General features: G+C 54.5%; 23 protein-coding genes and 1 pseudogene. 17 read left to right on the top strand and 7 right to left on the bottom strand.

Going from position 1 to position 22,151, the window contains the following annotated elements; all coding sequences use genetic code 11:
- The first annotated feature begins 9 nt into the window (after positions 1 to 9).
- From AC3IX4_RS07315 to AC3IX4_RS07385, 15 genes and pseudogenes are all read left to right on the top strand, one after another.
- A complete protein-coding gene (locus tag AC3IX4_RS07315) occupies positions 10 to 1,386 on the top strand; it encodes a hypothetical protein (RefSeq protein WP_489261237.1) in 1,377 nt (458 codons plus the stop codon).
- Positions 1,387 to 1,995: a CatB-related O-acetyltransferase gene (locus AC3IX4_RS07320; RefSeq protein ID WP_489259911.1), complete on the top strand. Its 609-nt coding sequence runs from the start codon at positions 1,387 to 1,389 to the stop codon at positions 1,993 to 1,995. It begins immediately after the preceding gene.
- Positions 1,992 to 3,134 carry a glycosyltransferase family 4 protein gene (locus AC3IX4_RS07325; protein WP_489259912.1) on the top strand — a complete coding sequence of 381 codons (1,143 nt, stop codon included), beginning with the start codon at positions 1,992 to 1,994 and terminating at the stop codon, positions 3,132 to 3,134. The genes AC3IX4_RS07320 and AC3IX4_RS07325 overlap by 4 nt, the downstream gene beginning before the upstream one ends.
- A gap of 14 nt (positions 3,135 to 3,148) precedes the next feature.
- The gene (locus tag AC3IX4_RS07330; RefSeq protein ID WP_489259913.1) at positions 3,149 to 4,285 is read left to right on the top strand and encodes an N-acetyl sugar amidotransferase; all 1,137 of its coding nucleotides are present in this window, start codon (positions 3,149 to 3,151) and stop codon (positions 4,283 to 4,285) included.
- Positions 4,282 to 4,896 (top strand): imidazole glycerol phosphate synthase subunit HisH, encoded by a 615-nt coding sequence (gene hisH / locus AC3IX4_RS07335; protein ID WP_489259914.1) that lies wholly within the window; start codon positions 4,282 to 4,284, stop codon positions 4,894 to 4,896. Before AC3IX4_RS07330 ends, hisH begins: the two co-directional genes overlap by 4 nt.
- 1 nt (position 4,897) lies before the next feature.
- The gene (locus AC3IX4_RS07340; protein ID WP_489259915.1) at positions 4,898 to 5,680 is read left to right on the top strand and encodes an AglZ/HisF2 family acetamidino modification protein; all 783 of its coding nucleotides are present in this window, start codon (positions 4,898 to 4,900) and stop codon (positions 5,678 to 5,680) included.
- Between the two features lie 30 nt (positions 5,681 to 5,710).
- Positions 5,711 to 6,745 (top strand): polysaccharide biosynthesis protein, encoded by a 1,035-nt coding sequence (locus AC3IX4_RS07345; RefSeq protein ID WP_489259916.1) that lies wholly within the window; start codon positions 5,711 to 5,713, stop codon positions 6,743 to 6,745.
- 3 nt (positions 6,746 to 6,748) lie between these two features.
- Positions 6,749 to 7,867 (top strand): UDP-2-acetamido-2,6-beta-L-arabino-hexul-4-ose reductase, encoded by a 1,119-nt coding sequence (wbjC, locus tag AC3IX4_RS07350; RefSeq protein WP_489259917.1) that lies wholly within the window; start codon positions 6,749 to 6,751, stop codon positions 7,865 to 7,867.
- A 23-nt stretch (positions 7,868 to 7,890) separates the two neighbouring features.
- Positions 7,891 to 9,021, top strand: a complete 1,131-nt coding sequence (wecB, locus tag AC3IX4_RS07355) for a non-hydrolyzing UDP-N-acetylglucosamine 2-epimerase (protein ID WP_489259918.1) — start codon at positions 7,891 to 7,893, stop codon at positions 9,019 to 9,021.
- 5 nt (positions 9,022 to 9,026) lie between these two features.
- Positions 9,027 to 10,109, top strand: a pseudogene (locus AC3IX4_RS07360) (glycosyltransferase family 4 protein); the annotation flags it as partial.
- A 162-nt stretch (positions 10,110 to 10,271) separates the two neighbouring features.
- Positions 10,272 to 10,880, top strand: a complete 609-nt coding sequence (locus AC3IX4_RS07365) for a sugar transferase (protein WP_489261238.1) — start codon at positions 10,272 to 10,274, stop codon at positions 10,878 to 10,880.
- Complete coding sequence (locus AC3IX4_RS07370) at positions 10,877 to 11,503, top strand: acetyltransferase (RefSeq protein WP_489259919.1); 627 nt, start codon at positions 10,877 to 10,879, stop codon at positions 11,501 to 11,503. Before AC3IX4_RS07365 ends, AC3IX4_RS07370 begins: the two co-directional genes overlap by 4 nt.
- 81 nt (positions 11,504 to 11,584) lie before the next feature.
- A complete protein-coding gene (locus AC3IX4_RS07375) occupies positions 11,585 to 12,763 on the top strand; it encodes a DegT/DnrJ/EryC1/StrS family aminotransferase (RefSeq protein ID WP_489261239.1) in 1,179 nt (392 codons plus the stop codon).
- A 212-nt stretch (positions 12,764 to 12,975) separates the two neighbouring features.
- Positions 12,976 to 14,970: a polysaccharide biosynthesis protein gene (locus tag AC3IX4_RS07380; RefSeq protein ID WP_489259920.1), complete on the top strand. Its 1,995-nt coding sequence runs from the start codon at positions 12,976 to 12,978 to the stop codon at positions 14,968 to 14,970.
- A 93-nt stretch (positions 14,971 to 15,063) separates the two neighbouring features.
- Positions 15,064 to 15,387: a ComEA family DNA-binding protein gene (locus AC3IX4_RS07385; RefSeq protein WP_489259921.1), complete on the top strand. Its 324-nt coding sequence runs from the start codon at positions 15,064 to 15,066 to the stop codon at positions 15,385 to 15,387.
- Positions 15,388 to 15,454: 67 nt separating this feature from the next.
- Here AC3IX4_RS07385 and AC3IX4_RS07390 read toward each other — a convergent pair whose 3' ends face one another.
- The gene (locus AC3IX4_RS07390; RefSeq protein WP_489259922.1) at positions 15,455 to 15,622 is read right to left on the bottom strand and encodes a DUF2897 family protein; all 168 of its coding nucleotides are present in this window, start codon (positions 15,620 to 15,622) and stop codon (positions 15,455 to 15,457) included.
- A gap of 225 nt (positions 15,623 to 15,847) precedes the next feature.
- Between AC3IX4_RS07390 and pyrF the strand changes: the two genes are divergently transcribed.
- Complete coding sequence (gene pyrF / locus AC3IX4_RS07395) at positions 15,848 to 16,552, top strand: orotidine-5'-phosphate decarboxylase (protein WP_489259923.1); 705 nt, start codon at positions 15,848 to 15,850, stop codon at positions 16,550 to 16,552.
- Between the two features lie 172 nt (positions 16,553 to 16,724).
- On the opposite strand, the gene AC3IX4_RS07400 is transcribed toward pyrF, so the two are convergent.
- The 6 genes from AC3IX4_RS07400 to AC3IX4_RS07425 form a co-directional block, all read right to left on the bottom strand.
- Positions 16,725 to 17,918 (bottom strand): benzoate/H(+) symporter BenE family transporter, encoded by a 1,194-nt coding sequence (locus tag AC3IX4_RS07400; protein ID WP_489259924.1) that lies wholly within the window; start codon positions 17,916 to 17,918, stop codon positions 16,725 to 16,727.
- Positions 17,919 to 18,033: 115 nt separating this feature from the next.
- The gene (locus tag AC3IX4_RS07405) at positions 18,034 to 18,402 is read right to left on the bottom strand and encodes a glutathione S-transferase N-terminal domain-containing protein (RefSeq protein WP_489259925.1); all 369 of its coding nucleotides are present in this window, start codon (positions 18,400 to 18,402) and stop codon (positions 18,034 to 18,036) included.
- A gap of 55 nt (positions 18,403 to 18,457) precedes the next feature.
- A complete protein-coding gene (folE, locus tag AC3IX4_RS07410; protein ID WP_489259926.1) occupies positions 18,458 to 19,003 on the bottom strand; it encodes a GTP cyclohydrolase I FolE in 546 nt (181 codons plus the stop codon).
- 69 nt (positions 19,004 to 19,072) lie between these two features.
- Positions 19,073 to 19,630: a Smr/MutS family protein gene (locus AC3IX4_RS07415; RefSeq protein WP_489259927.1), complete on the bottom strand. Its 558-nt coding sequence runs from the start codon at positions 19,628 to 19,630 to the stop codon at positions 19,073 to 19,075.
- Positions 19,631 to 19,686: 56 nt separating this feature from the next.
- Positions 19,687 to 20,007 carry a hypothetical protein gene (locus AC3IX4_RS07420; RefSeq protein WP_489259928.1) on the bottom strand — a complete coding sequence of 107 codons (321 nt, stop codon included), beginning with the start codon at positions 20,005 to 20,007 and terminating at the stop codon, positions 19,687 to 19,689.
- A gap of 107 nt (positions 20,008 to 20,114) precedes the next feature.
- Positions 20,115 to 20,705 carry a cysteine hydrolase family protein gene (locus AC3IX4_RS07425; RefSeq protein ID WP_489259929.1) on the bottom strand — a complete coding sequence of 197 codons (591 nt, stop codon included), beginning with the start codon at positions 20,703 to 20,705 and terminating at the stop codon, positions 20,115 to 20,117.
- Between the two features lie 188 nt (positions 20,706 to 20,893).
- Here AC3IX4_RS07425 and prmB point away from each other — a divergent pair, with 188 nt between their 5' ends.
- The gene (gene prmB / locus AC3IX4_RS07430) at positions 20,894 to 21,802 is read left to right on the top strand and encodes a 50S ribosomal protein L3 N(5)-glutamine methyltransferase (protein WP_489259930.1); all 909 of its coding nucleotides are present in this window, start codon (positions 20,894 to 20,896) and stop codon (positions 21,800 to 21,802) included.
- Positions 21,803 to 22,151 lie beyond the last annotated feature (349 nt).

Consider the following 22,151-nt stretch of genomic DNA (forward strand, 5'->3'; position numbering starts at 1 on the left):
TGATTGAAGGTGCAGGAGGTTGCATTGAATTTTGCTGGGTTGTTGGAGGCATTAAAAGAGCGTACGTGGGCCACCTCCAGGGATCGACTTTGGTTAATGTTTTGGGTGTTTCTCTACGGAGGGACCATCGTTCTCGGACATGAAAAGTACTTGGCGGTGGTCCAGGCGTTCTGGGGGTATGGTCAACCACATTACGACGGAGTAACGCTGCTGGTTGCCTGCATTTTTATGATGGCGACTACGGCCTTCTTGCCGTTGAGTTTCGAGCGGCCCTCGTCCTTGTTTATTCACGCTATTTATTTTTTTGTTTACATTCCTTCGTTGATGATCGCAATGGTCAGTCACGAAGACTCGCTGGACCGATACTTCTGGCTTTTTTGCAATTTTTCCCTAGGCCTTGTTCTTTGTTGTATTGCTGTTCGTTGCGCGCCTGCTGGCACGGAGGGGGAAAAAGGGCCCTCTGCACTTGTGGTGATATTAAGTTTACTGGGCTCGGCAATCTGCTTTGTTGTTCTCTATGCGACCTACGCTTCCATTCTTTCCTTTTCAGGTCTGGATGAGGTTTATCAGCAGCGAGAAGCCGGTGCGGCAACTTCCTTATTTGTCGGGTATTGCCAAGTCTATTTGGCTTACGTTTTTTCTCCCTGCCTTTTTGTGATCGGTCTGATGTACAAACGTGCGGTTATTCTATTGCTGGGGTTGGCCGGATTTGTGTTCGTCTACATGATCACAGCTGAGCGGACAGTCCTGCTGCTGCCGTTTGTACTGTTGATCATATTCGTGATGTTCAGATGGCGTGGCTTCGGAACGGAAAATCCGCGTGCGCTGTATGCTGTTGGGGCGCTCGGCGTAAGTCTGATTGCATTTTTGTTCGACCTGTCAGATGTGTTTAATGAATTGGGTTTCTATTTTTTTACGCGGTTGATCGCCGTGCCTGGCTTGTTTGTGAGCCAGTACTATGACCTCTTTTCAGTGCAAGGCTATACCTATTGGTCTCATGTCACCTTCATCGGAGGGCTCATCGAAACGCCATTGGCCTATGCGGGAGATGAAAAGTGGCCCGCATTGGGGAAAATTCTCGCCGAGCGGGTGTTGGGCGTTGAAAGCCAGTCAAATGCCAGCTTTGTAGCAACTGACGGTGTCGCAGCTCTTGGAAGCGTGGGTGTATTCTTTATTTTTGTGGTGTATACGGCTTGGTTGTTGGTGCTTGACAGAGTGGCGAGCGGCTGGAACAGAATGTTTGTAATTATGGTCCTTTTTCCGTTGGCATTTGTGTCGACCAATGGATCTTTTTTTACCATGCTGACCTCGTTCGGCGGGGCATTCTGGATGCTGGTATTTTTTGCAGATAAATATGATATCCGGTTGACTCGGAGGGCGAATTGAATGATCGGTTATATCTATTCCAGAGTGCTAAGGAAACTTCGAGGGAAAGCGGTTCATCATTCCTCAATTCCTTCGACCTCCAAGGTCGAGTCAGGCTGCACTGTGATAAACAGCGAGTTCGGCGAGCACTCCTTCTGTGGTTATGACTGTTCGTTCATCCACACGTCGGTCGGACGTTTCTGTTCAATTGCCAGTCGAGTTGTTGTTGGAGGGGCCCGACACCCCATCGAGTTTGTGTCCACCAGCCCGGTCTTTCTTGCCCACAAGGAAAGCATCCAGAAAAAATTCTCTCGGCACGATTATCGGTGGGAACCGAAAACCGTAATCGGCCACGATGTTTGGATTGGAGAAGGGGTTTATGTAAAGGGCGGGGTTACCATTGGTGTGGGTGCGGTCATCGGCATGGGGAGTGTCGTGACCAAAGACGTCCCTCCGTACGCCATCTATGCCGGTAATCCGGCGCGATTGATTCGTTATCGTTTCTCGGAAAACGTCATTGCCGGGTTGTTGGAGAGCCGGTGGTGGGAGTATTCAGATGAAAAACTAACAGCGGTCGCCGTTCAGTTCAATGATCCAGAAGCGTTCCTGAAAAGCCAGAATTTAATATGAAAATTATACATTTATGTCTGTCCTGCTTTTACATTGACAACTATCGCTACCAGGAAAATGAACTGGTACGTGAGCATGTTGCCGCCGGACATGACGTACTGGTCGTGGCCTCGACGGAAACCTACGTCGATAATCTCTCTCTGGGTTATGTTGCTGCAGGTGAGTATGTAGGGAGCGACGGCGCTACCGTCATCAGGTTGCCCTACAAAGGTCCGTTTCCCTTTTTCATGAAGAAAAAGCTCAGGATGCATCCGGGCGTTGCCGATATTCTTGAGCGCTTTTCTCCCGATGTCATCATGTTTCACGGGCTGTGCGGTTGGGAATTAAATACCGCCGCGAAATACAAGCGCGATAATCCCCATGTTCGGTTGTATGTGGACAGCCATGAGGATGCCAATAACAGTGCTGTTGGCAAGCTCTCAAAAATACTGCATCGCTTTTATTATCGTCCGATTATTCGTCGTGCCTTGCCTTGGATCGACAAGGTATTGTGCATCTCTCTGGAGACGATCGATTTTTGTCATCAGCAGTATGGCATCGCCCACGAAGACATGGAGTTCTTTCCCTTGGGTGGCTACATCGCCGATGACGCGACCTATGAGGCGAATCGCAATGAGGTCAGGGCAGAGCTGCAGCTGACACAGGGCCAGGTTGTATTCTTGCAATCAGGGAAGTTCGATAGCAAAAAGAAACTCATCGAAAGCTTGAAGGCTTTTTCAGCGACTAAGGCCCAGAACTTTCGCTTTCTGATTGTCGGGCGCGTTCATGAGTCGATCGAACCTGAGGTTGCCAGTCTTTCGGCTGCGGACCCTCGCGTGCAGTTTCTAGGCTGGAAGACTGCCGATGAGCTGTACCGCCTGCTTTGTGCTGCTGATGTGTACGTTCAGCCCGGAAGTCAATCGGCCACTATGCAGATGAGCCTTTGTGCCCGGCGCCCGGTTGTCATCGCGGACGTGCCGAGTCATCAACCCTTCGTTCGCGGTAATGGCTGGAAGGTTGGCAGTGAGCAGGCGTTGACGAGCGCATTCATGGCCATTGAGAAGGATCCAGCGATGCTCGACGAAATGTCACAGCGCTCTTTGGAAATCGCATCCGACCTTTTAGACTATCGCCGTATGGCAAAGCGCCTTTTGGTTTAACCACGGAATTTACAATGGCCCACTACCAGATCTGTACCCAATGCATCATGGATACACGCGATCCTCGGATCACGTTTGATGCTAATGGAGTCTGTGATTACTGCAATAATTTCAGCTCCACGATTAAGCCCAACTGGCATACTGACCAGCGTGGGGAGTCTGAATTAATGGCGCTGGCCGAAAAAATCAAGGCTGAAGGTCGCGGCAAGGACTTCGATTGCATTATTGGCTTGAGTGGCGGTCTGGACAGCTCATACGCCGCTTATATCGCCAAGGAAAAAATGGGGCTGCGTCCTCTTCTGTTTCACGTTGACGCTGGCTGGAACACCGATCAGGCCGTGGGTAACATCGAAAAGCTGGTGGATGGGCTCGGTCTACACCTCTATACCGAGGTGGTCAATTGGGAAGAGATGAAGGATCTGCAGGTCGCTTTTCTACGTTCGCAGATTGCTGACCAAGACCTGCCTCAAGATGCAGCATTTTTCTCCGGCCTTTATAAATTTGCCCGCGAGAACAAGATCAAATACATCTTGACAGGGGCGAATTACTCCACCGAGTGTTGTCGCGAACCTGAAGAGTGGGGAGGGTATCCTGGGATTGATAAGACCCTGTTCAAGGATATTCACGAAAAATTTGGCACCCGGAAGCTCAAAAGTTTCCCGTTGGTAGATATTCTTATTTACAAGGTCCTGTATCAGCGTGTTTTCGGGATGACGGTGGTCAAACCGTTGAACCTGGTGCCCTATATCAAGAAAGATGCGGAAGACACCTTGGAACAGCGCTTTGGCTGGAAGCGTTTTCAGCACAAGCATCACGAATCTCGCTTCACCCGATTTTACGAAGATTACTGGATGCCTCGCAAATTCGGCTATGAGAAGCGTCGAGCGCACTTTTCGAGCTTGATCATGACTGGCCAGATGACTCGCGAAGCCGCACTGGAGCGTATCTCAAGGCCCGAATTGGATGAGCAGTTTCTCAAGGGCGAGTTCGAGTATGTCGCGAACAAGTTGGACCTTACGGTCGAGCAGTTGCAGGAAATCTTCGACGGCGAGAACAAAACCTACAACGATTATCGTAACAAACGCTTCCTCATTGGCGTTGGTTCGCGTGTAATGAGTGCTTTAGGCTTGGAAAGAAGGCTGTTCAGATGATCACGATCATCGATTACGGATTGGGAAATATTCAGGCTTTTGTCAATGTTTACAAGCGCTTGAACATTCCGGTGAGCGTTGCTAGACAGGCAGACGATCTGCTCGCTGCAAAACGATTGATTCTGCCGGGCGTCGGCGCATTCGATCACGCCATGGAGCGTCTGGACGCCTCTGGAATGCGTCCCGCTCTGGAGCGAATGGTCCGAGAAGAACAGGTGCCGGTCCTGGGAATCTGCGTCGGAATGCAGATTCTGGCAGCATCCAGCGACGAAGGTTCGTCGTCTGGCCTGGCGTGGGTCGATGGCCGCGTCAAGGCATTTGCCGATGCACCGGGTTTGAAGGATTTGCCATTGCCGCACATGGGCTGGAATGACGTGCGCCCGACATCAGGCTCAGCGTTGTTCAAGGGCATGGAAAACGATGCAAGGTTCTATTTCCTGCACTCGTTCTATTTCGATTGTGAAGGGGCTGACGGGGCTGCTGCTCACGCATCCTACGGCCATGATTTTGTTTGCGCAGTCGCCCAAGGGAATGTTTTCGGTGTTCAATTCCACCCGGAAAAAAGCCACCACTGGGGTTCCAACCTCTTGAAGAACTTCGCGGAAATTTGACATGCTCAGGCCCAGAATTATTCCCTGCCTTCTGATTCAGGATGGTGGACTGGTCAAGACCGTTCGCTTCAAAGACCCTAAATACGTGGGCGACCCAATCAATGCGGTCAAGATTTTCAATGAAAAGGAAGCCGATGAGCTGGTTGTACTGGACATCGATGCCTCGGTAAACGGGGCCGAACCAAACTACAAGCAGATTGCCAATCTGGCTGCGGAATGCCGTATGCCTCTGTGTTATGGCGGTGGCGTCAGGACCCCTGAACAGGCAAGGAAAATCATAAGCCTGGGGGTGGAGAAGGTCGCCATTAGTGCTGCGGCACTTGAGAATCCCCAACTGGTCTCTGACATTGCTCAGGAAATCGGCCGACAGAGCGTGGTAGTGGTCCTGGATCACAAACGACGGCTGCTCGGCAACACTCAGGATGTGTGGACGCATAACGGTACACGCAATACCAAGCGATCAGTCTTGGAAGTCGCGGCAGAGATGGCTGAGCTCGGCGCCGGTGAAATTGTTATCAACTCTATCGATAACGACGGTCGCATGAAGGGCTACGATGTCAGCCTGGCAGCCAAATTGCGTCAAACCGTCAAGATTCCCATTACGATACTCGGGGGCGGCGGTTCGCTTGAAGATATGCAAAAGGTCATCGCCGAATGCGGTGTGGTGGGGGTGGCGGCCGGTAGCTTCTTTGTGTTCAAGGGACCTTACCGGGCGGTGCTGATCAGCTACCCAACGGCACAACAAAAAGATGACGTCATCCTCTCAGCTCTGCAGTCAAACTGACAGTCGCTTGCATTGAATTCAGGACTCAATATGTTCAGTGGAAAAAAACTTCTTATTTCTGGCGGCACCGGTTCATTTGGTAATGCGGTGCTCAAGCGTTTTCTCGAAACGGATATTGCCGAGATTCGTATATTTAGCCGCGATGAGAAAAAACAGGATGACATGCGTAAACGCTACGCCAATAGCAAGCTGAAATTCTACATTGGCGATGTTCGTGATTATCAAAGCGTTCTGAACTCCACGCGTGGCGTCGACTATATTTTCCATGCCGCCGCTCTGAAACAGGTTCCCTCTTGCGAATTCCATCCGATGGAAGCCGTGAAGACGAATGTCATCGGCACCGAAAATCTCTTGGAAGCCGCGATCCAGAACAAGGTTCGCCGAGTTGTTTGCCTGAGCACTGACAAAGCGGTCTACCCCATCAATGCCATGGGCATTTCCAAGGCCATGATGGAAAAAGTCATGGTGGCGAAATCTCGTAACCTTGACGATACCAAGACGGTCATCTGTGGTACCCGCTATGGCAACGTCATGGCTTCTCGCGGTTCTGTCATTCCTTTGTTTATCGAGCAAATTCGCGCTGACAAAGCGTTGACCCTGACCGATCCAAACATGACACGGTTCATGATGACACTGGCCGATGCAGTGGACCTGGTGCTGTATGCCTTCAAGCACGGTAATAATGGTGATTTGTTCGTACAGAAAGCTCCCGCTGCAACGGTAGAGGTCCTGGCCCGGGCGTTGACGGAGCTGGTCGGCAAACCAGAACACCCCATCCAGGTGATCGGTACACGCCATGGCGAGAAGCTCTATGAAGCGCTGCTAAGTCGTGAAGAGATGGCCTGTGCAGAAGACATGGGTGACTACTTCCGTATTCCACCGGATCTGCGCGATCTCAATTACGCTAAGTTTGTGGAGCAGGGCGAAACCAAGATCTCCCGCACCGAGGACTACAACTCGCACAATACAGAACGCTTGGACGTGAAGGGCATGCAGCAGTTGCTGTTGAAGCTGGACTTCATACGGGCCATACAGCGTGGCGAGCACGCAACGCCCGAGGAGTAATTCATGAAAGTTCTGATTACCGGTGCCAATGGTTTTGTTGGCCAGAATCTGATCTCGCACCTGCGCGAGCGGCCAGATGTCGAGGTGCTTCTCTTTACTCGTCAGAGCACTCAAGAGAGTTTGCCAGGCCTCGTTGCGCAAGCAGAGTTCATTTTTCATTTGGCGGGCGTCAATCGTCCGCAGGATCCTCAGGAATTCCAAACCGGCAATACTGATCTGACTCGCTTGCTGTGCGAAGCGGTCAAGGCCAGTGGCCGGCTAATACCGGTGCTGTACACGTCGTCCAGCCAGGCGGAATTGGATAATCCTTACGGAAGCAGCAAGCGTGGGGCTGAGCAGCAGTTGCAGAGTCTCAAGTCCACGCATGGCTGTCCTGTGCATGTGTTCCGGTTGCTTAATGTGTTCGGCAAGTGGGCGCGGCCTAATTACAACTCCGCAGTGGCAACCTTTTGCCACAATATTGCGCGCGACCTACCCATCCAGATCAATGATCCGCAAGCGTGCGTGAACCTTGTTTATATTGATGATGTGGTCGCTCATTTCATTGCCGTAATGGACGGCAAACTGGCTGGCGACCCCTTTGTTAACGTGCAGCCACAATACAGCACAACGGTAGGTGAGCTTTCCGAACAGCTCTACGCTTTCCGTGACAGTCGCAAATCGATGATCACGGAGCGCGTAGGGACCGGGCTGGTTCGCGCGCTTTACTCCACTTACTTAAGCTACTTGCCACCTGAGCGGTTTACTTACCAGGTCCCCAAATACGGTGATCCGCGTGGCGTGTTCGTGGAGATGCTCAAAACCCCTGATGCCGGCCAGTTTTCCTATTTCACGGCTCATCCGGGTATCACTCGTGGTGGTCATTACCATCATTCCAAAACTGAGAAATTTTTGGTTATCAAGGGCGAGGCCTGCTTCCGTTTTCGGCACATTGTTTCCGGTGAGTTCTACGAGCTGTTCACCACTGGCGAGCAACCGGAAATTGTTGAAACCGTGCCTGGCTGGACGCATGACATCACTAACGTCGGTCAAGACGAGATGATTGTGATGTTGTGGGCCAATGAAATCTTCGATCGCGAACACCCGGATACCTATGCTCAGCCCGTGGGCTGTCAAGCGTAAGCCTCTGTAAACAGGGAATTGCAATGAAAAAGCTGAGAGTTGTCACAGTGGTGGGCACGCGTCCAGAAATCATCCGTTTGTCACGAGTGATGGCAAAACTTGATGAGCACTGCGACCACGTTTTGGTTCACACCGGTCAAAATTACGATTACGAACTGAACGAAATATTTTTTCAGGACCTGGGTATTCGTAAGCCTGACCATTTTCTGAATGCGGCCGGCGCAACGGGCGCTGAGACCATCGGCAATGTGATTATCGGCGTGGACCGGGTGTTGGGCGAGGTTCAACCTGAAGCAATGCTCGTACTGGGGGATACCAACAGTTGTATGTCGGTCATTCCGGCCAAACGACGTAAAATCCCGACGTTCCACATGGAAGCGGGCAATCGTTGCTTTGACATGCGTGTGCCTGAAGAAATCAATCGGCGTATCGTCGATCACACGGCTGATATCAATCTGACCTACAGCACCATCGCTCGCGATTATTTGCTGCGTGAAGGCTTGCCGCCTGAAATGATTATCAAGACCGGCAGCCCGATGTTTGAAGTGCTCAATTATTATCGCGAGGGGATCGATCAGTCCGATGTGCTCTCACGATTGGGCCTGGAGGCTGGAAAGTTTTTTGTGGTCAGCGCGCATCGTGAAGAAAATATCGATTCAGATCAGAACTTTCTAAAGCTGGTCGATGTGCTCAATACAGTGGCTGCTGAATACGACATGCCGGTTATCGTTTCAACGCATCCTCGTACTCAAAAACGAGTCGATGCAATGGGCGTCAAGTTTCACGGCAACGTCCAACTCTTGAAGCCGCTGGGGTTCAAGGACTATAACAAACTCCAATTGACCTCTAAGGCCGTGCTGTCCGACAGTGGGACGATCAGCGAAGAGTCCTCTATTCTGAATTTCCCAGCCTTGAATATTCGTGAAGCCCACGAGCGTCCAGAGGGCATGGAGGAGGCGGCCGTTATGATGGTCGGCCTAGAAGTCGAGCGTGTGCTGCAGGGTCTTCAAATATTGGAAACACAGGGCCAAGGGGAGCAGCGCGACTTGCGCCTGGTCGCTGATTACAGCATGCCGAACGTTGCTGAAAAGGTGGTCAGGATTATCCACAGCTACCGTGATTACGTAATGCGTACTGTTTGGAAAAGGTACTAAGGCACATGGCGACCCGCGTACTGTTGTTGACCCAGTGGTTTGATCCCGAGCCTACGTTTAAAGGTTTGGTGTTTGCTCGTGAACTGGTCAAGCAAGGATTCGATGTTGAAGTGATCACTGGTTTTCCCAACTATCCAGGTGGGAAGCTGTATGCCGGCTACAAGATAAAACTTTTTCAAAAGGAAGTGATCGACGGTGTCAAGGTCACGCGGGTCCCGTTATACCCAAGCCATGGGCAAAGTGGTATAGGTCGAGTTCTGAACTACGTCAGCTTCGCGGCTGCTTCGTTGTTTTATGGGCTCTTCGCTGCCAAGCGGGCGGATGTGATTTATGCTTATCATCCACCGTTAACGGTCGGTATCGCAGCGGCCTTTATTCGTTTTTTTCGTCGCATACCTGTCGTTTATGACATTCAAGACATGTGGCCCGATACCCTGCGGGCAACAGGCATGTTTTCCAATGAAAAGGCGTTGAACGTCGTTGCCAAGGTGTGCGACTGGGTGTATCGGCACGTTGATCAGTTGGTCGTGCTGTCTCCTGGTTTCAAACGACTCTTGGTCGAGCGAGGCGTTCCCGAGAGTCGAATTGAAGTTATTTACAACTGGTGCGCTGAAGACCAGTTGGCCGTCTCCAGTCAGACGTTGCCGGACAATTTTCCCGATGCGGGCACATTCCGTGTGCTGTTCGCTGGCAATATGGGCAAGGCACAAGCGCTCGATTCGGTACTTGAAGCCGCCTCATTACTGCAAGCCCGGAATGTTGAAGTCACCTTCATTTTCTTGGGTGGCGGCGTCGAAGTGGAGCGATTGAAGTCGCTGGCCCTGCAGAAACGCTTGTCTAATGTTCTGTTTCTACCGCCTGTGCCGATGGCTGAAGTCGGAAGCTATTTGTCGGCAGCGGATGCGCTACTGGTACATCTGAAAAAGGATCCTCTTTTTTCGATCACCATTCCCTCCAAAACTCAAGCCTATATGGCCGCCGGAAAGCCAATGCTGATGGCTGTCGATGGCGATGCTGCCGACTTGGTGATCAACAGTGGATGCGGCCTGGTCGCTCAGTCCGAAGATCCGCATTCCTTGGTTGAGGCGACGCTGGCGTTGATGAATTCCAGTCAACAAGAGCGTGATCTCATGGCTGAAAAGGGACAGCGTTTCTATCGGGAAAAGCTGGCTTTACAAGTGGGCACGAAGCGATTTGCAGTGCTTTTCGAAGCATTGGCCAAGCGTCAATCGGCTGTATTCATTCCTCGGCTGGATCGACAGAAGTTCAAGCGTTTTTTCGACATAGTGGCTTCTTTTTGCGGTCTGATTGTTCTGGCACCTGTAATGGGTATCGTTGCTTGGAAAATCCGTCAGAAGCTCGGGTCCCCCGTATTGTTCAGGCAGATTCGTCCTGGGCGTGACGGTGTACCTTTCGAAATGGTCAAATTTCGGACCATGCGAGATGCAGTTGATGAGCATGGCACTCCCCTCGCGGATTCGGAGCGCATGACTGCATTTGGCAGCTTCCTGCGTTCAAGTAGCTTGGATGAACTCCCGGAGCTGTGGAACGTTCTTAAAGGCGATATGAGCCTTGTGGGGCCGCGTCCTCTGTTGATGGAGTACCTGCCGCTGTATAGCGAGGAGCAAGGCCGGCGTCATGAGTTGCGACCCGGCGTGACGGGGTGGGCTCAGATCAATGGACGCAATGCATTGAGTTGGGAGGAAAAGTTCAAGCTTGACGTCTGGTATGTGGACAATCAGTCGTTCTGGCTTGACCTGAAGATTATTTTCCTCACGTTGAAGAAAGTCATTGTCAAAGAAGGTATCAGTGGCGAAGGCGAAGTCACCATGTCCAAATTCACGGGTAACAAGCGATGAAACGCTTGGCTGTGTTAGGCGCCAGTGGGCATGGCAAAGTCGTCGCCGATACAGCCCTGTGCTGTGGTTGGGAGCAGGTGGATTTTTTTGACGACTCTTGGCCCTCTCGAACGATTAACGGCCACTGGTCAGTGATCGGGGACACCCCGGCACTGCTTGCCAGGATCCGCGAATACGATGGCGTTGTGGTTGCGATAGGTAACAATGCCGTTCGACATACCAAGCTGTGCGACCTGATTGCATCCGCTGCGCCAGTGGTGTCGCTGATCCACCCTGCGGCGATAGTCAGTCAGTATGCGTCGATAGGCCCAGGGTCCGTGGTATTTGCCGGCGCGATAGTCAACGTTGATGTGACAGTGGGCTTTGGCGCCATACTCAATACAGGGTGTAGCGTCGACCACGATTGCTGTTTGGAGGATGCTGTTCACATCAGCCCTGGAGCCAAGCTGGCGGGGGCGGTGAAAGTGGGAAGCAAAAGTTGGATTGGTATCGGCGCCTGTGTAAAGCAGATGATGACTATCGGCTCTGAGGTTGTCGTCGGGGCCGGGGCTGCAGTGGTTAGCGATGTGCCAGACAATAGTGTTGTCGTTGGTGTACCCGCTCGAGCGATTAAAGGATACTGAACCGGCGACGCTGCTGATTGTCCAGTGGTGAGAAAGGTGTTGCTGGGCGTTCTTAACTTTCTAAATTGATGGGTAATGGTTGTGTCGAATTCTCCTTTTTCCCCGTGGCCTTCGTTCTCCGAAGAAGAAGCCAACGCGGTTCGCGATGTCATTCTCTCTAACAAGGTCAACTACTGGACCGGGCAGGAATGCCGCGAGTTTGAGAAGGAGTTTGCTGCCTGGAGCGGTACGGAGTACGCGATTGCCTTGGCCAACGGCACCGTCGCTCTGGATGTAGCATTCAAGGCCTTGGGGATCGGTGAGGGGGACGAAGTCGTTGTAACCTCTCGTACATTCCTGGCCTCGGTATCCAGCATTGTCAATGCGGGTGCGACTCCGGTGTTCGCTGATGTGGATCGCGACTCTCAGAACATAACCGCTCGGACTGTCGAGGCAGTTATTACTCCCCGCACACGTGCCATCGTCTGTGTTCACCTGGCCGGCTGGCCATGCGATATGGACCCGATCATGGCGCTCGCTGAGAAGCATGGCCTGAAGGTGATCGAGGATTGTGCACAGGCTCATGGCGCCAGATACAAAGGCCGTCCTGTCGGCTCAATTGGTCACATCGGTGCATGGTCTTTCTGTCAGGACAAGATTATGACCACTGGGGGTGAAGGAGGGATGGTCACAACGAACGATCATGCCTTGTGGTCGTCCATGTGGTCATACAAGGATCATGGCAAAAGCTGGGAGGCGGTGTACGAGCGCCAGCATGCACCAGGGTTTCGCTGGCTTCATGAAAGCTTCGGTACTAACTGGAGAATGCTGGAAGTCCAAGGGGTGCTTGGCCGAATTCAATTGCGTCTCATGCCGCAGTGGCACGAAAAACGTGCAGCCAACGCGCAGAAAATCTGGAGTACCGCAAACCGGTTGATCGGCCTGCGCGTTCCTACGCTGCCCGAAGACAATTTGCATGCTGCCTACAAATGCTATGTATTTGTTGAGCCTCAAGCGCTGAAGGCCGATTGGAGCCGTGATCGGATTCTGAACGAGATATCTGCTCGTGGCGTTCCCTGCTTTTCTGGCTCTTGTTCAGAGGTTTATCTGGAGAAGGCCTTTGACGGTACCGCTTGGCGGCCGACCGAGCGCCTGGCAGTGGCGAAGGAGCTGGGGGAGACCAGCCTGATGTTTCTGGTTCACCCCACCTTGACTGACGAAGAAATCGACAAGACGTGTCAGGTTTTAGAAGCAGTGATGAGCGAAGCCGCAGCGGCTTAAGTTCAGGTAGAGTGCTCGCGGTATTTTTACGTCCAAGCCTTTTATGCTTTGAGCAGTGGCAGTCAGGAAAATAAAGGGCTGCCATGGATTGGCCATCGTTCGGCGCAGCTTCTTGCAAATTCAGTCAACTGTGCAGGGTTGATTTGTCTTGAGGTCTTACAACAATTGCGTCGAACCCGGTTTGTGAGCGGTACGAGGTGCGTGAAGGGGTTATGGATAAGTTGCGCAATATATTATTGGAGCTGCCACGTCGACAGAAGCGACTGATTCAGGTCGCCACGGATGTGGTGCTGGTTTGGCTTGCGCTTTGGATGGCATTTGTCGTGCGCCTTGGTATCGATGAACTGATCAACCCCTTGGAAGGGCATCGTTGGCTGTTTATCAGCGCACCGATTGTGGCGATTCCCTTGTTCATCCGATTCGGTATGTACCGTGCTGTAATGCGCTATTTTGGCAATGATGCACTGATTGCCATCGTCAAGGCTGTCAGTCTTTCTTCATTGATATTGGCGCTCGTCGTTTATTGGTACAGCAACCATGATCCCGTCGTCCCTCGCTCGATCATCTTCAATTATTGGTGGCTGAGCCTTGTCATGATTGGCGGGCTGCGCCTGGCAATGCGCCAATATTTCCTCGGTGACTGGTTTTCAGCTGCGCAGCATGTACCCTTCACCAGTCGCGATGATGGGCTTCCGAAAGTGGCTATTTACGGAGCTGGATCGGCCGGTAACCAGCTAGCGGTTGCCTTGCGGATGGGGCGCCTTATGCGCCCGGTTGCCTTCATAGACGATGACTCGAGTATTGCTGATCGAGTGATATCCGGGTTGCACGTCTACACACCTAAACATATAGAGCAGATGATTGAGGTGACGGGGGCGCAGGAAATCCTGCTTGCGATACCCTCGGCAACTCGCGCTCGGCGCCGTGAAATACTTGGGTTTCTCGAGGCTTTCCCTCTACATGTACGAAGCGTCCCTGGATTTATGGACTTGGCCAGTGGACGAGTCAAGGTCGACGATATTCAAGAGGTCGATATTGCTGACCTGCTCGGCCGCGATACTGTACCGGCGCAGGAAGACCTGTTTTCACGTTGCATCGAGAATCAGTGCGTTCTGGTGACAGGGGCTGGCGGCTCCATCGGTTCTGAACTTTGTCGTCAGATACTGGGCGCTCGACCCAAGACTTTGCTGCTCTTCGAACACAGTGAATTCAATCTTTACAGCATATTGTCTGAGCTGGAGCAGAGGGTTAGTCGCGAGTCGCTGTCGGTGAATCTATTGCCGATCTTGGGCTCCGTTCGCAACGAAAAACAACTGCTGGATGTGATGAAGAGCTGGCATGTGGATACGGTCTACCACGCAGCTGCTTATAAGCACGTTCCCATGGTCGAACACAACATCGCAGAAGGTGTCCTGAACAACGTCATCGGCACTCTCAACACCGCACAAGCCGCGCTACAGGCCGGGGTCTCCAACTTCGTACTGATCTCTACCGACAAGGCCGTTCGCCCAACGAATGTAATGGGCAGCACCAAGCGATTGGCCGAAATGACCCTGCAAGCGCTCAGTCGTGAAATGGCGCCGGTGCTTTTTGGCGATACCAGCAACGTTTCCCAGGTCAATAAAACCCGCTTCACCATGGTTCGCTTTGGCAATGTCCTGGGCTCCTCCGGCTCGGTAATCCCGCTGTTCCACAAGCAGATCAAGTCCGGCGGCCCCCTGACCGTTACCCATCCAAAGATCACTCGCTACTTCATGACCATCCCCGAGGCCGCTCAACTGGTGATCCAGGCCGGTTCCATGGGGCAGGGCGGCGATGTATTCGTGCTCGACATGGGCGAACCGGTAAAAATCGTCGAGCTGGCCGAGAAAATGATCCATCTCTCCGGGTTGAGCGTCCGTTCTGATCGTAACCCCCATGGCGATATCGCCATTGAGTTCAGTGGTCTGCGCCCTGGCGAAAAACTGTATGAAGAGTTGTTGATTGGCGATAACGTCGTGGCCACTCAGCATCCTATGATCATGAGTGCCAGCGAAGATTTGCTGCCTTGGGAAACGCTGAAGGAAAAGCTTGCAGATCTCCTGGCCGCTATTTCCCGCGACGATTACAATCGCGTACGCCAGCTTCTACGCGAGACAGTCAGCGGTTACACGCCTGAAGGTGAGATTGTCGACTGGATTCATCAGCAACGACGACTTGATCCGTAACATTCGGCGGTTTGACAGAAAACAGCGCTCGGCTAGGTTTCAGGGGCAGCTTAGGAAAAGCTGCCTTGTTACTTTCTGATGGAGCGTTAACTCATGCGTAAAACATTCTTGTCCTCTGTTCTGTTTGCCCTGTTCGCTTCTGTGGCCTTGCCGGCAGTTGCAGTCAATCCCGCCCCCATGCAGGGTGCGGAGGTAATGATTATGGATTCGAGCAAGACAGCCATGATCGACCTGAACAGCGCCGACGCTCAAACGCTGCAAAAGGAGTTGGCGGGCATCGGGCGTACAAAGGCTGAGGCCATCGTTGCGTACCGCGACAGTCAGGGTAAATTTGAATCGGTTGATGAGTTACTGGAAGTAAAAGGGATTGGTAAGGCCCTGTTGGACAGAAACCGCGACAAGTTGACGTTGAACTAAATCCGCGCCACGTCATAAGCCTCTTCAGAAAAGGGGCTTATGACGAAACAAGTTGTTTGAACTGTGGTTATCGATCCTTCGCCTCTTTGGCATCCATCTCAGCATTTCTCTCATGTATTTTCTTCAACTGCTCTTCGGTCAATGGCACCTTCTTGGCCGTCTCTTTGAGCATCATCAAGCCGCCGACAATCGATCCAATTGCGATCAGCATGATTAACCAGGCATACCAAGGCATTTTGTTTCTCCTCAAGGACCCGCCCGAGCCGAAATTCGGTTTTGAGGCGGTCTACTCATGTTGAGTGAATTTATTGACCCATGGTTCCATTATAGGTCCGCCCACGCGCTAGCATGACAATGAGTAAAACCCACGCAATCACGTTTTTGCTGATCGGTGGGTCCCGTAGGTGCCGCGCATCCGCTACAATGCGCGCCGATTTCGACTTGACCTGAGAGCCCGCCAATGTCCGCTTGCCAGACGCCTATCATCGTCGCCCTGGATTTCCCCACCCGTGAAGCCGCTCTGAAGCTGGCCGATCAGTTGGACCCCAAGCTTTGCCGGGTCAAGGTTGGCAAAGAGCTGTTCACCCGCTGTGGATCCGACATTGTCGAGACCCTGTGCAAGAAAGGTTTCGAGGTTTTCCTGGACCTCAAGTTCCACGATATTCCCAATACCACGGCCATGGCGGTCAAGGCGGCGGCGGACATGGGCGTCTGGATGGTCAACGTTCATTGTTCTGGCGGCCTGCGCATGATGGCAGCCTGCCGTGATGTGCTGGACCAGCGCAGCGGCCCGCAACCGCTGTTGATTGGTGTGACGGTGCTGACCAGCATGGAGCGTGAAGACCTGGCGGGTATCGGTCTGGATATTGAGCCTCAGGAGCAGGTGCTGCGTCTGGCGGCTCTGGCTGAGAAGGCGGGGATGGATGGCCTGGTCTGCTCGGCGCTGGAAGCAAAGGCCTTGAAGACGGCGCACCCGTCGCTGCAGCTGGTAACCCCCGGCATTCGGCCAGCGGGTAGTGCGGTCGATGACCAGCGTCGTATTCTGACGCCGCGTCAGGCGCTGGATGCAGGTTCCGATTACCTGGTGATTGGGCGTCCGATCAGCCAGGCGGCGGACCCGGCTAAGGCATTGGCGGCAGTCGTTGCTGAGCTTGCAGGTCGGTAATTCCGCTTGAGGCCGCTTGCCGGCCTATCGTGGCCCTGGGTTGCACACACTGCTTTGGGGTAGGAGCCGGCTTTACCGGAGTGCCGGACCACCGCGATGGCCACACCGCGGTATCTCAGACAAACCGCGGTGTGGCCATCGCGGTGGTCCGGCACTCCGCTAAAGCCGGCTCCTACCAGGCCTTGCGCCAGTTGAGGATCAGTAGCGTCAGTACGCCCGCGACGATGCCCCAGAAAGCCGAGCCAATCGAAAACAGGGTAAAGCCCGAGGCCGTGACCATGAATGTGATCAAGGCCGCTTCGCGTTCCTTGGGTTCGTTCATGGCCACGCTCAAACCATTCATGATCGAGCCGAACAGCGCCAGCGCGGCAATGGAGAGCACCAGCTCCTTGGGCAGGGCCGCAAACAAGGCCGCAAGCGTTGCGCCGAAGGTACCGGCCACACCGTAGAATACTCCGCACCACACCGCTGCCGTGTAGCGTTTGCGGTGGTCCTCATGGGCGTGAGGGCCGGTGCAGATGGCGGCACTGATCGCGGCCAGGTTGATGCCGTGGGAGCCAAAGGGTGCCATCAGCAGCGAGGCAAATCCGGTGACGGAAATCAGCGGCGAGGCCGGCACGTTGTAGCCATCGGCGCGTAATACGGCGATCCCCGGCATGTTTTGCGAGGTCATGGCGACTACAAACAATGGGATGCCGATACTGATGGTGGCGGCCAACGAGAAGTGCGGTGTCGTCCAGACCGGTGTCGCCACTTCCAGGTGGAATTGGCTGAAGTCCAGCAATCCCAGTACGCCAGACAGGGCCGTGCCTACCAGCAACGCCGCCAACACCGCATAGCGGGCCGACAGGCGCTTGGTCAGCAGGTAGGTGAAGAACATGCCCAGCACCAGCAGCGTGCGGTGCTGCGCAGCGACGAAAATCTCACTGCCAATCTTGAACAGGATACCCGCCAGCAGGGCGGCAGCCAGGGAGGAGGGTAGTCGTTTGACCAGTCGCTCGAAACTCCCCGTCAGCCCGCAGATCAACACCAGGACCGCACAGGTGATGTAGGCGCCGATGGCTTCGCCATAGCTTACGCCGCCCAGGCTGGTGATCAGCAGTGCCGCGCCTGGCGTGGACCACGCCACGGTAATGGGAGTGCGGTAGCGCAACGACAAACCGATGCTGCACACCGCCATGCCGATCGACAGGGCCCAGATCCACGATGAGATTTGTGCGCTGGTAAGCCCTGCCGCTTGCCCTGCCTGGAACATCAACACCAGGGAGCTGGTGTAGCCGGTCATCATGGCGATAAAGCCGGCGACGACAGCGGAAGGGGAGGTGTCGGCCAGGGGGCGCAACTGCGCTGGGGCGGCGTTGGTCATGGAGCAATCCTTGTGCGGTATCAGCAGCGTTTCAGGCTACCGCGCAAGTAACAGATTGTTGCGATACAGCAATCCGCGCAATGGACCGTACAGTGCGTACCCACCAGCCCTGTATTCAGGCCGCAAAGCGCTTGTTCAGATAGTCAATGATGACCTTGGACTCATACATCCAAGTGGTCTGGCCGTTCTCTTCGATGCGCAGGCACGGCACTTTGACCTTGCCGCCTTGGTCCAGCAGGGTCTGGCGATCCTGAGGGTTGTTCTTGGCATCGCGCAGCGCCACCGGCACATTCAGGCGGTGCAGCGTGCGGCGCGTTTTCACACAGAACGGGCACGCATGGAACTGATAAAGCGCCAAGCCCTTGGCTTGCTGCTCTACCTGCGCTTGGTCACCCAGCGAGCGCTTTTGCTTGCGAGGGCGGGTGATCAGGTCGAGCAATACAATGAGCTGGCCTAAGCCCACGCGCAGCGCTTTAACAATCATGCTGTAAAAATCTCCAAATAAAATAAAACCCGGCCCCAGGGGCCGGGTGTCGCCGTTATTTGATCAGGCTGAGAAACTCGCTGCGAGTGGCCGCATTGTTGCGGAACTCACCCAGCATCACCGAGGTGATCATCGTAGAGTTCTGTTTCTCGACACCGCGCATCATCATGCACATGTGTTTGGCCTCGACAACCACTGCCACGCCCAGTGCACCGGTAACCTGCTGGACCGCTTCGGCGATCTCGCGGCTGAGGTTTTCCTGGATCTGCAGGCGGCGAGCGTACATATCGACGATACGAGCCACTTTCGACAGGCCCAAAACCTTGCCATTTGGAATGTAGGCAACGTGTGTTTTACCGATGAACGGCAGCATATGGTGTTCGCACAACGAGTAAAGCTCGATGTCCTTCACCAGCACCATTTCGCTGTTATCGGAACTGAACAGGGCACCGTTGGTGACCTCTTCCAGAGTTTGTTCATAACCGCGGCAAAGGTATTTCATAGCTTTGGCGGCACGTTTGGGCGTGTCGAGCAGGCCTTCGCGGGACACATCCTCGCCGAGCTGGCCGAGAATCGCGGTGTAGTTCTGTTCCAGGGACATGGATCTACCTGTGGTTTTTTTCGCAAACGCGAAGGTTACGGCGGCTGTGACTGCGCTGCAAGCACAGTGTTATTCGTCGCGCCCCTCAAGCATGGTTCGTTTGAGCATCACATAGACGGCGCCAGCACCGCCATGGCGAGCCTGGCAGGAGCAAAAACCGAGTACTTGCGGGTGTTGGCGAAGCCAGGTGTTGACGTGGCTTTTGATCATCGGACGCTTGCCGTCCAGGCGTACCGCCTTACCGTGGGTCACGCGCACGCAACGCACTTCGAGGCGGGTGGCCTCGGCCAGGAACGCCCAGAGGGTTTCCCGGGCTTTCTCGACGGTCATGCCGTGAAGATCAAGGCTGCCTTCAAAGCTGATCTGACCCAGCTTGAGCTTGCGCATCTGGCCTTCCTGGACGCCGTCGCGGGCCCAGTGCAGCTCGTCTTCCGGGCCGACATCAATGACGAATTGGTCGGAGAGGCCGTCAACCGTGGTGGCGTTGCTGCGTACCGTCGCAGCCTGGCGCAAGGTCGCCAGCTGCTTGCGGTCGCTTCGGGGTTTGCCGGTATCAGCGCGATCATGCTTGATCGGCTTTATGCCGTGCATTTCGCTTTTGAACAGGGAAAAATCGTCGTCTTGCATGTAAGCCTCCACCAGGGAGGGCTAGTTTACGCGACTGATCCGCACGGCTGGTCAGCTCAATCGTGTTTTTTCATCAGGTGCGGTGCCAGGTGCAGTTCGCGGCCACGGCGCATCCGCACTCGGCAGATTCGCCACAAGCGAACACCCAGCCACAGCAAAACCAGGCCGACGACGATGATCATCGTTGCGCCCATGGGGCTTGAGTTGAGTTCGCCCAGTGCCGGTGGGCGGCCCAGCAGGCTGGCTGCACCGGCCATGGCCAGCAGCACGCCCAAGGTCGCCATCAGCGCGCAGATTGCACTGCCCAGTCGCATGCGCCAGTTGCTCGGCTCCTTCGGACGCAGGCGCCGAGCGTCGAAACCATCGGATAACTTCATTCCGATTTCCTCTATGGATATCGGGCGTTGGACCGTTTGCTTCCAAGGTGGTTCCGGCCGCCGGGCATTTTACAGGGCCCGGCGGGCCTTATCGGATAGGCGGTGTTTCAAACCAGGTCTTTGGTCAGGGTAACGCTTGCAAAGTTGTCCGCCATGATCGCCATTTCCGTGCGTTGGACCTGCGCGGCCGTGATCACTTCACCCTTGAAGGGCAGGTCGCGGGTGGCGCAGGCGTCTTCCACTAATGTGCAACGATAGCCGTAATCCTTCGCGGCGCGAACCGTGGTGCTGACGCTGGAGTGGCTCATGAAGCCGCAGACGATCACATCCAGGTGCCCGAGGCCTTGCAGCAGGCTGTCCAGGCCCGTGCCGTTGAAGGCGTTGGGCAGGCGTTTTTCGATGATGCGCTCATCGCCCAGAGGCTTGAGTTCAGGAATGAATTCACCGCGTTCGCCTTGTGGGTCGAACAGGCCGCCTACGGTTCCCAAGTGACGAATATGCACCACCGGCCGATTCGCCGCGCGTGCCGCTGCCAGCAATTGGGCAATGTTGGCCACGGCTTCATCCATGCCGGACAGCGCAAGAGGCCCGCTCTGGTACTCTTTTTGCGCATCGATAATAACCAGTGTGGCATGGCTCAGGCTGGCCGGTGAATAACCTCGACCGCTGAGTTGAAACATCGTCTTTGGAACGGACATCGGGGGCTCCTGTGGGTAGGGCTTTTGTCACATTGTCCTCTGCTGGAGCACTTATGTGAACCGCTTCGGTTGAAGCCAGCGTCGTTACTGGCCTGCAGCCATCCCGCGCCTATCCGAAAGAGGCATGGCGGGGATCATTTCAGACGTATCGCTGCTAGAATTGCCGGTCGTATTTCAAGGAGTCTGCCGTGATCACTTCCCGCCTGCGCACGTTGCGCGACCACATCCGTTGGGCTGTCAGCCGTTTCCACAAGGAAGAACTGTTTTTCGGTCATGGGACGGATAACGCCTGGGACGAAGCGCGACTGCTGGTGCTGGGCGCTGTGCATTTGCCGTGGGAAATCGCCGACAGTTATCTGGACTGCCGCCTGGAAGACGACGAATTGGTATACGTGCAGCGTATGATCAAACGTCGAATCGAAGAGCGTGTGCCAACAGCCTATCTGTTGGGTGAGGCCTGGTTCTGCGGTATGTCCTTTATCGTCGATCAGCGTGTGCTGATTCCCCGTTCACCGATCGGTGAGTTGATCGAAAAGCGCTTTGAGCCTTGGCTGGCCGCTGAGCCTGCGCGCATTCTGGACCTGTGCACAGGCTCCGGCTGTATCGGTATCGCGTGCGCCGATGTGTTCCCAGAGGCTGAAGTGGTGCTGGGGGACCTGTCGTTCGAAGCGTTGGAAGTGGCCAACCAGAATATCGAGCGCCATGGCCAGGAGGCGCGGGTGTACACCGTTCAGGGCGATGGTTTTGAAGGCTTGCCGGGCCAGCGATTTGATCTGATCGTTTCCAACCCGCCGTATGTCGACGCCGAAGATTTCGCCGACATGCCCGAGGAGTTTCAGCACGAGCCCGAATTGGGCCTGGCCTGTGGAAATGATGGCCTGGACCTGGTACGACGCATGTTGGCGCAAGCGGCGAATCACCTCAACGACAAGGGGTTGCTGATTGTCGAGGTGGGCAACAGCCAGGTGCATGTCGAGCAGTTGTACCCGCAAGTCGACTTTGCCTGGCTTGATTTCGAACGCGGCGGGCACGGAGTATTCATGCTGACCGCCGAACAATGCCGACAGCACCAAGCGTTGTTCGCCGCCCAACTGTAGGAGCCAGCCTCGCCGGAGTGCCGGACCACTGCGATGGTCGCACCGCGGTGTATCAGGCAAACCGCAGTGCATTCATCGCGGCTAAAGCCAGCTCCTACCCGACCGTGTAGGAGCCAGCCTCGGCTGCGATGGCCGCACCGCGGTGTATCAGGCAAACCGTAGTGCATTCATCGCGGCTAAAGCCAGCTCCTACCCGACCGCGTAGGAGCCAGCCTCGGCTGCGATGGCCGCACCGCGGTATATCCTGCAGACCGCAGCGCATTTATCGCGGCTAAAGCCAGCTCCTACCCGACCGTGTAGGAGCCAGCCTCGCCGGAATGCCGGACCACTGCGATGGTCGCACCGCGGT

This window comes from Pseudomonas sp. KH_021, assembly GCF_057838865.1.

Excerpts from the sequence above, each read along its gene's own strand:
- wecB (WP_489259918.1), top strand. The coding sequence starts at position 7,891 with ATGAAAAAGCTGAGAGTTGTCACAGTGGTGGGCACGCGTCCAGAAATC.
- AC3IX4_RS07320 (WP_489259911.1), top strand. The coding sequence starts at position 1,387 with ATGATCGGTTATATCTATTCCAGAGTGCTAAGGAAACTTCGAGGGAAA.
- AC3IX4_RS07330 (WP_489259913.1), top strand. The coding sequence starts at position 3,149 with ATGGCCCACTACCAGATCTGTACCCAATGCATCATGGATACACGCGAT.
- AC3IX4_RS07405 (WP_489259925.1), bottom strand. The coding sequence starts at position 18,402 with ATGATTGTTAAAGCGCTGCGCGTGGGCTTAGGCCAGCTCATTGTATTG.
- AC3IX4_RS07415 (WP_489259927.1), bottom strand. The coding sequence starts at position 19,630 with ATGCAAGACGACGATTTTTCCCTGTTCAAAAGCGAAATGCACGGCATA.
- AC3IX4_RS07400 (WP_489259924.1), bottom strand. The coding sequence starts at position 17,918 with ATGACCAACGCCGCCCCAGCGCAGTTGCGCCCCCTGGCCGACACCTCC.
- pyrF (WP_489259923.1), top strand. The coding sequence starts at position 15,848 with ATGTCCGCTTGCCAGACGCCTATCATCGTCGCCCTGGATTTCCCCACC.
- AC3IX4_RS07385 (WP_489259921.1), top strand. The coding sequence starts at position 15,064 with ATGCGTAAAACATTCTTGTCCTCTGTTCTGTTTGCCCTGTTCGCTTCT.
- wbjC (WP_489259917.1), top strand. The coding sequence starts at position 6,749 with ATGAAAGTTCTGATTACCGGTGCCAATGGTTTTGTTGGCCAGAATCTG.
- AC3IX4_RS07370 (WP_489259919.1), top strand. The coding sequence starts at position 10,877 with ATGAAACGCTTGGCTGTGTTAGGCGCCAGTGGGCATGGCAAAGTCGTC.
- AC3IX4_RS07340 (WP_489259915.1), top strand. The coding sequence starts at position 4,898 with ATGCTCAGGCCCAGAATTATTCCCTGCCTTCTGATTCAGGATGGTGGA.
- AC3IX4_RS07390 (WP_489259922.1), bottom strand. The coding sequence starts at position 15,622 with ATGCCTTGGTATGCCTGGTTAATCATGCTGATCGCAATTGGATCGATT.
- AC3IX4_RS07325 (WP_489259912.1), top strand. The coding sequence starts at position 1,992 with ATGAAAATTATACATTTATGTCTGTCCTGCTTTTACATTGACAACTAT.
- AC3IX4_RS07420 (WP_489259928.1), bottom strand. The coding sequence starts at position 20,007 with ATGAAGTTATCCGATGGTTTCGACGCTCGGCGCCTGCGTCCGAAGGAG.
- AC3IX4_RS07345 (WP_489259916.1), top strand. The coding sequence starts at position 5,711 with ATGTTCAGTGGAAAAAAACTTCTTATTTCTGGCGGCACCGGTTCATTT.
- AC3IX4_RS07380 (WP_489259920.1), top strand. The coding sequence starts at position 12,976 with ATGGATAAGTTGCGCAATATATTATTGGAGCTGCCACGTCGACAGAAG.
- AC3IX4_RS07425 (WP_489259929.1), bottom strand. The coding sequence starts at position 20,705 with ATGTCCGTTCCAAAGACGATGTTTCAACTCAGCGGTCGAGGTTATTCA.
- hisH (WP_489259914.1), top strand. The coding sequence starts at position 4,282 with ATGATCACGATCATCGATTACGGATTGGGAAATATTCAGGCTTTTGTC.
- folE (WP_489259926.1), bottom strand. The coding sequence starts at position 19,003 with ATGTCCCTGGAACAGAACTACACCGCGATTCTCGGCCAGCTCGGCGAG.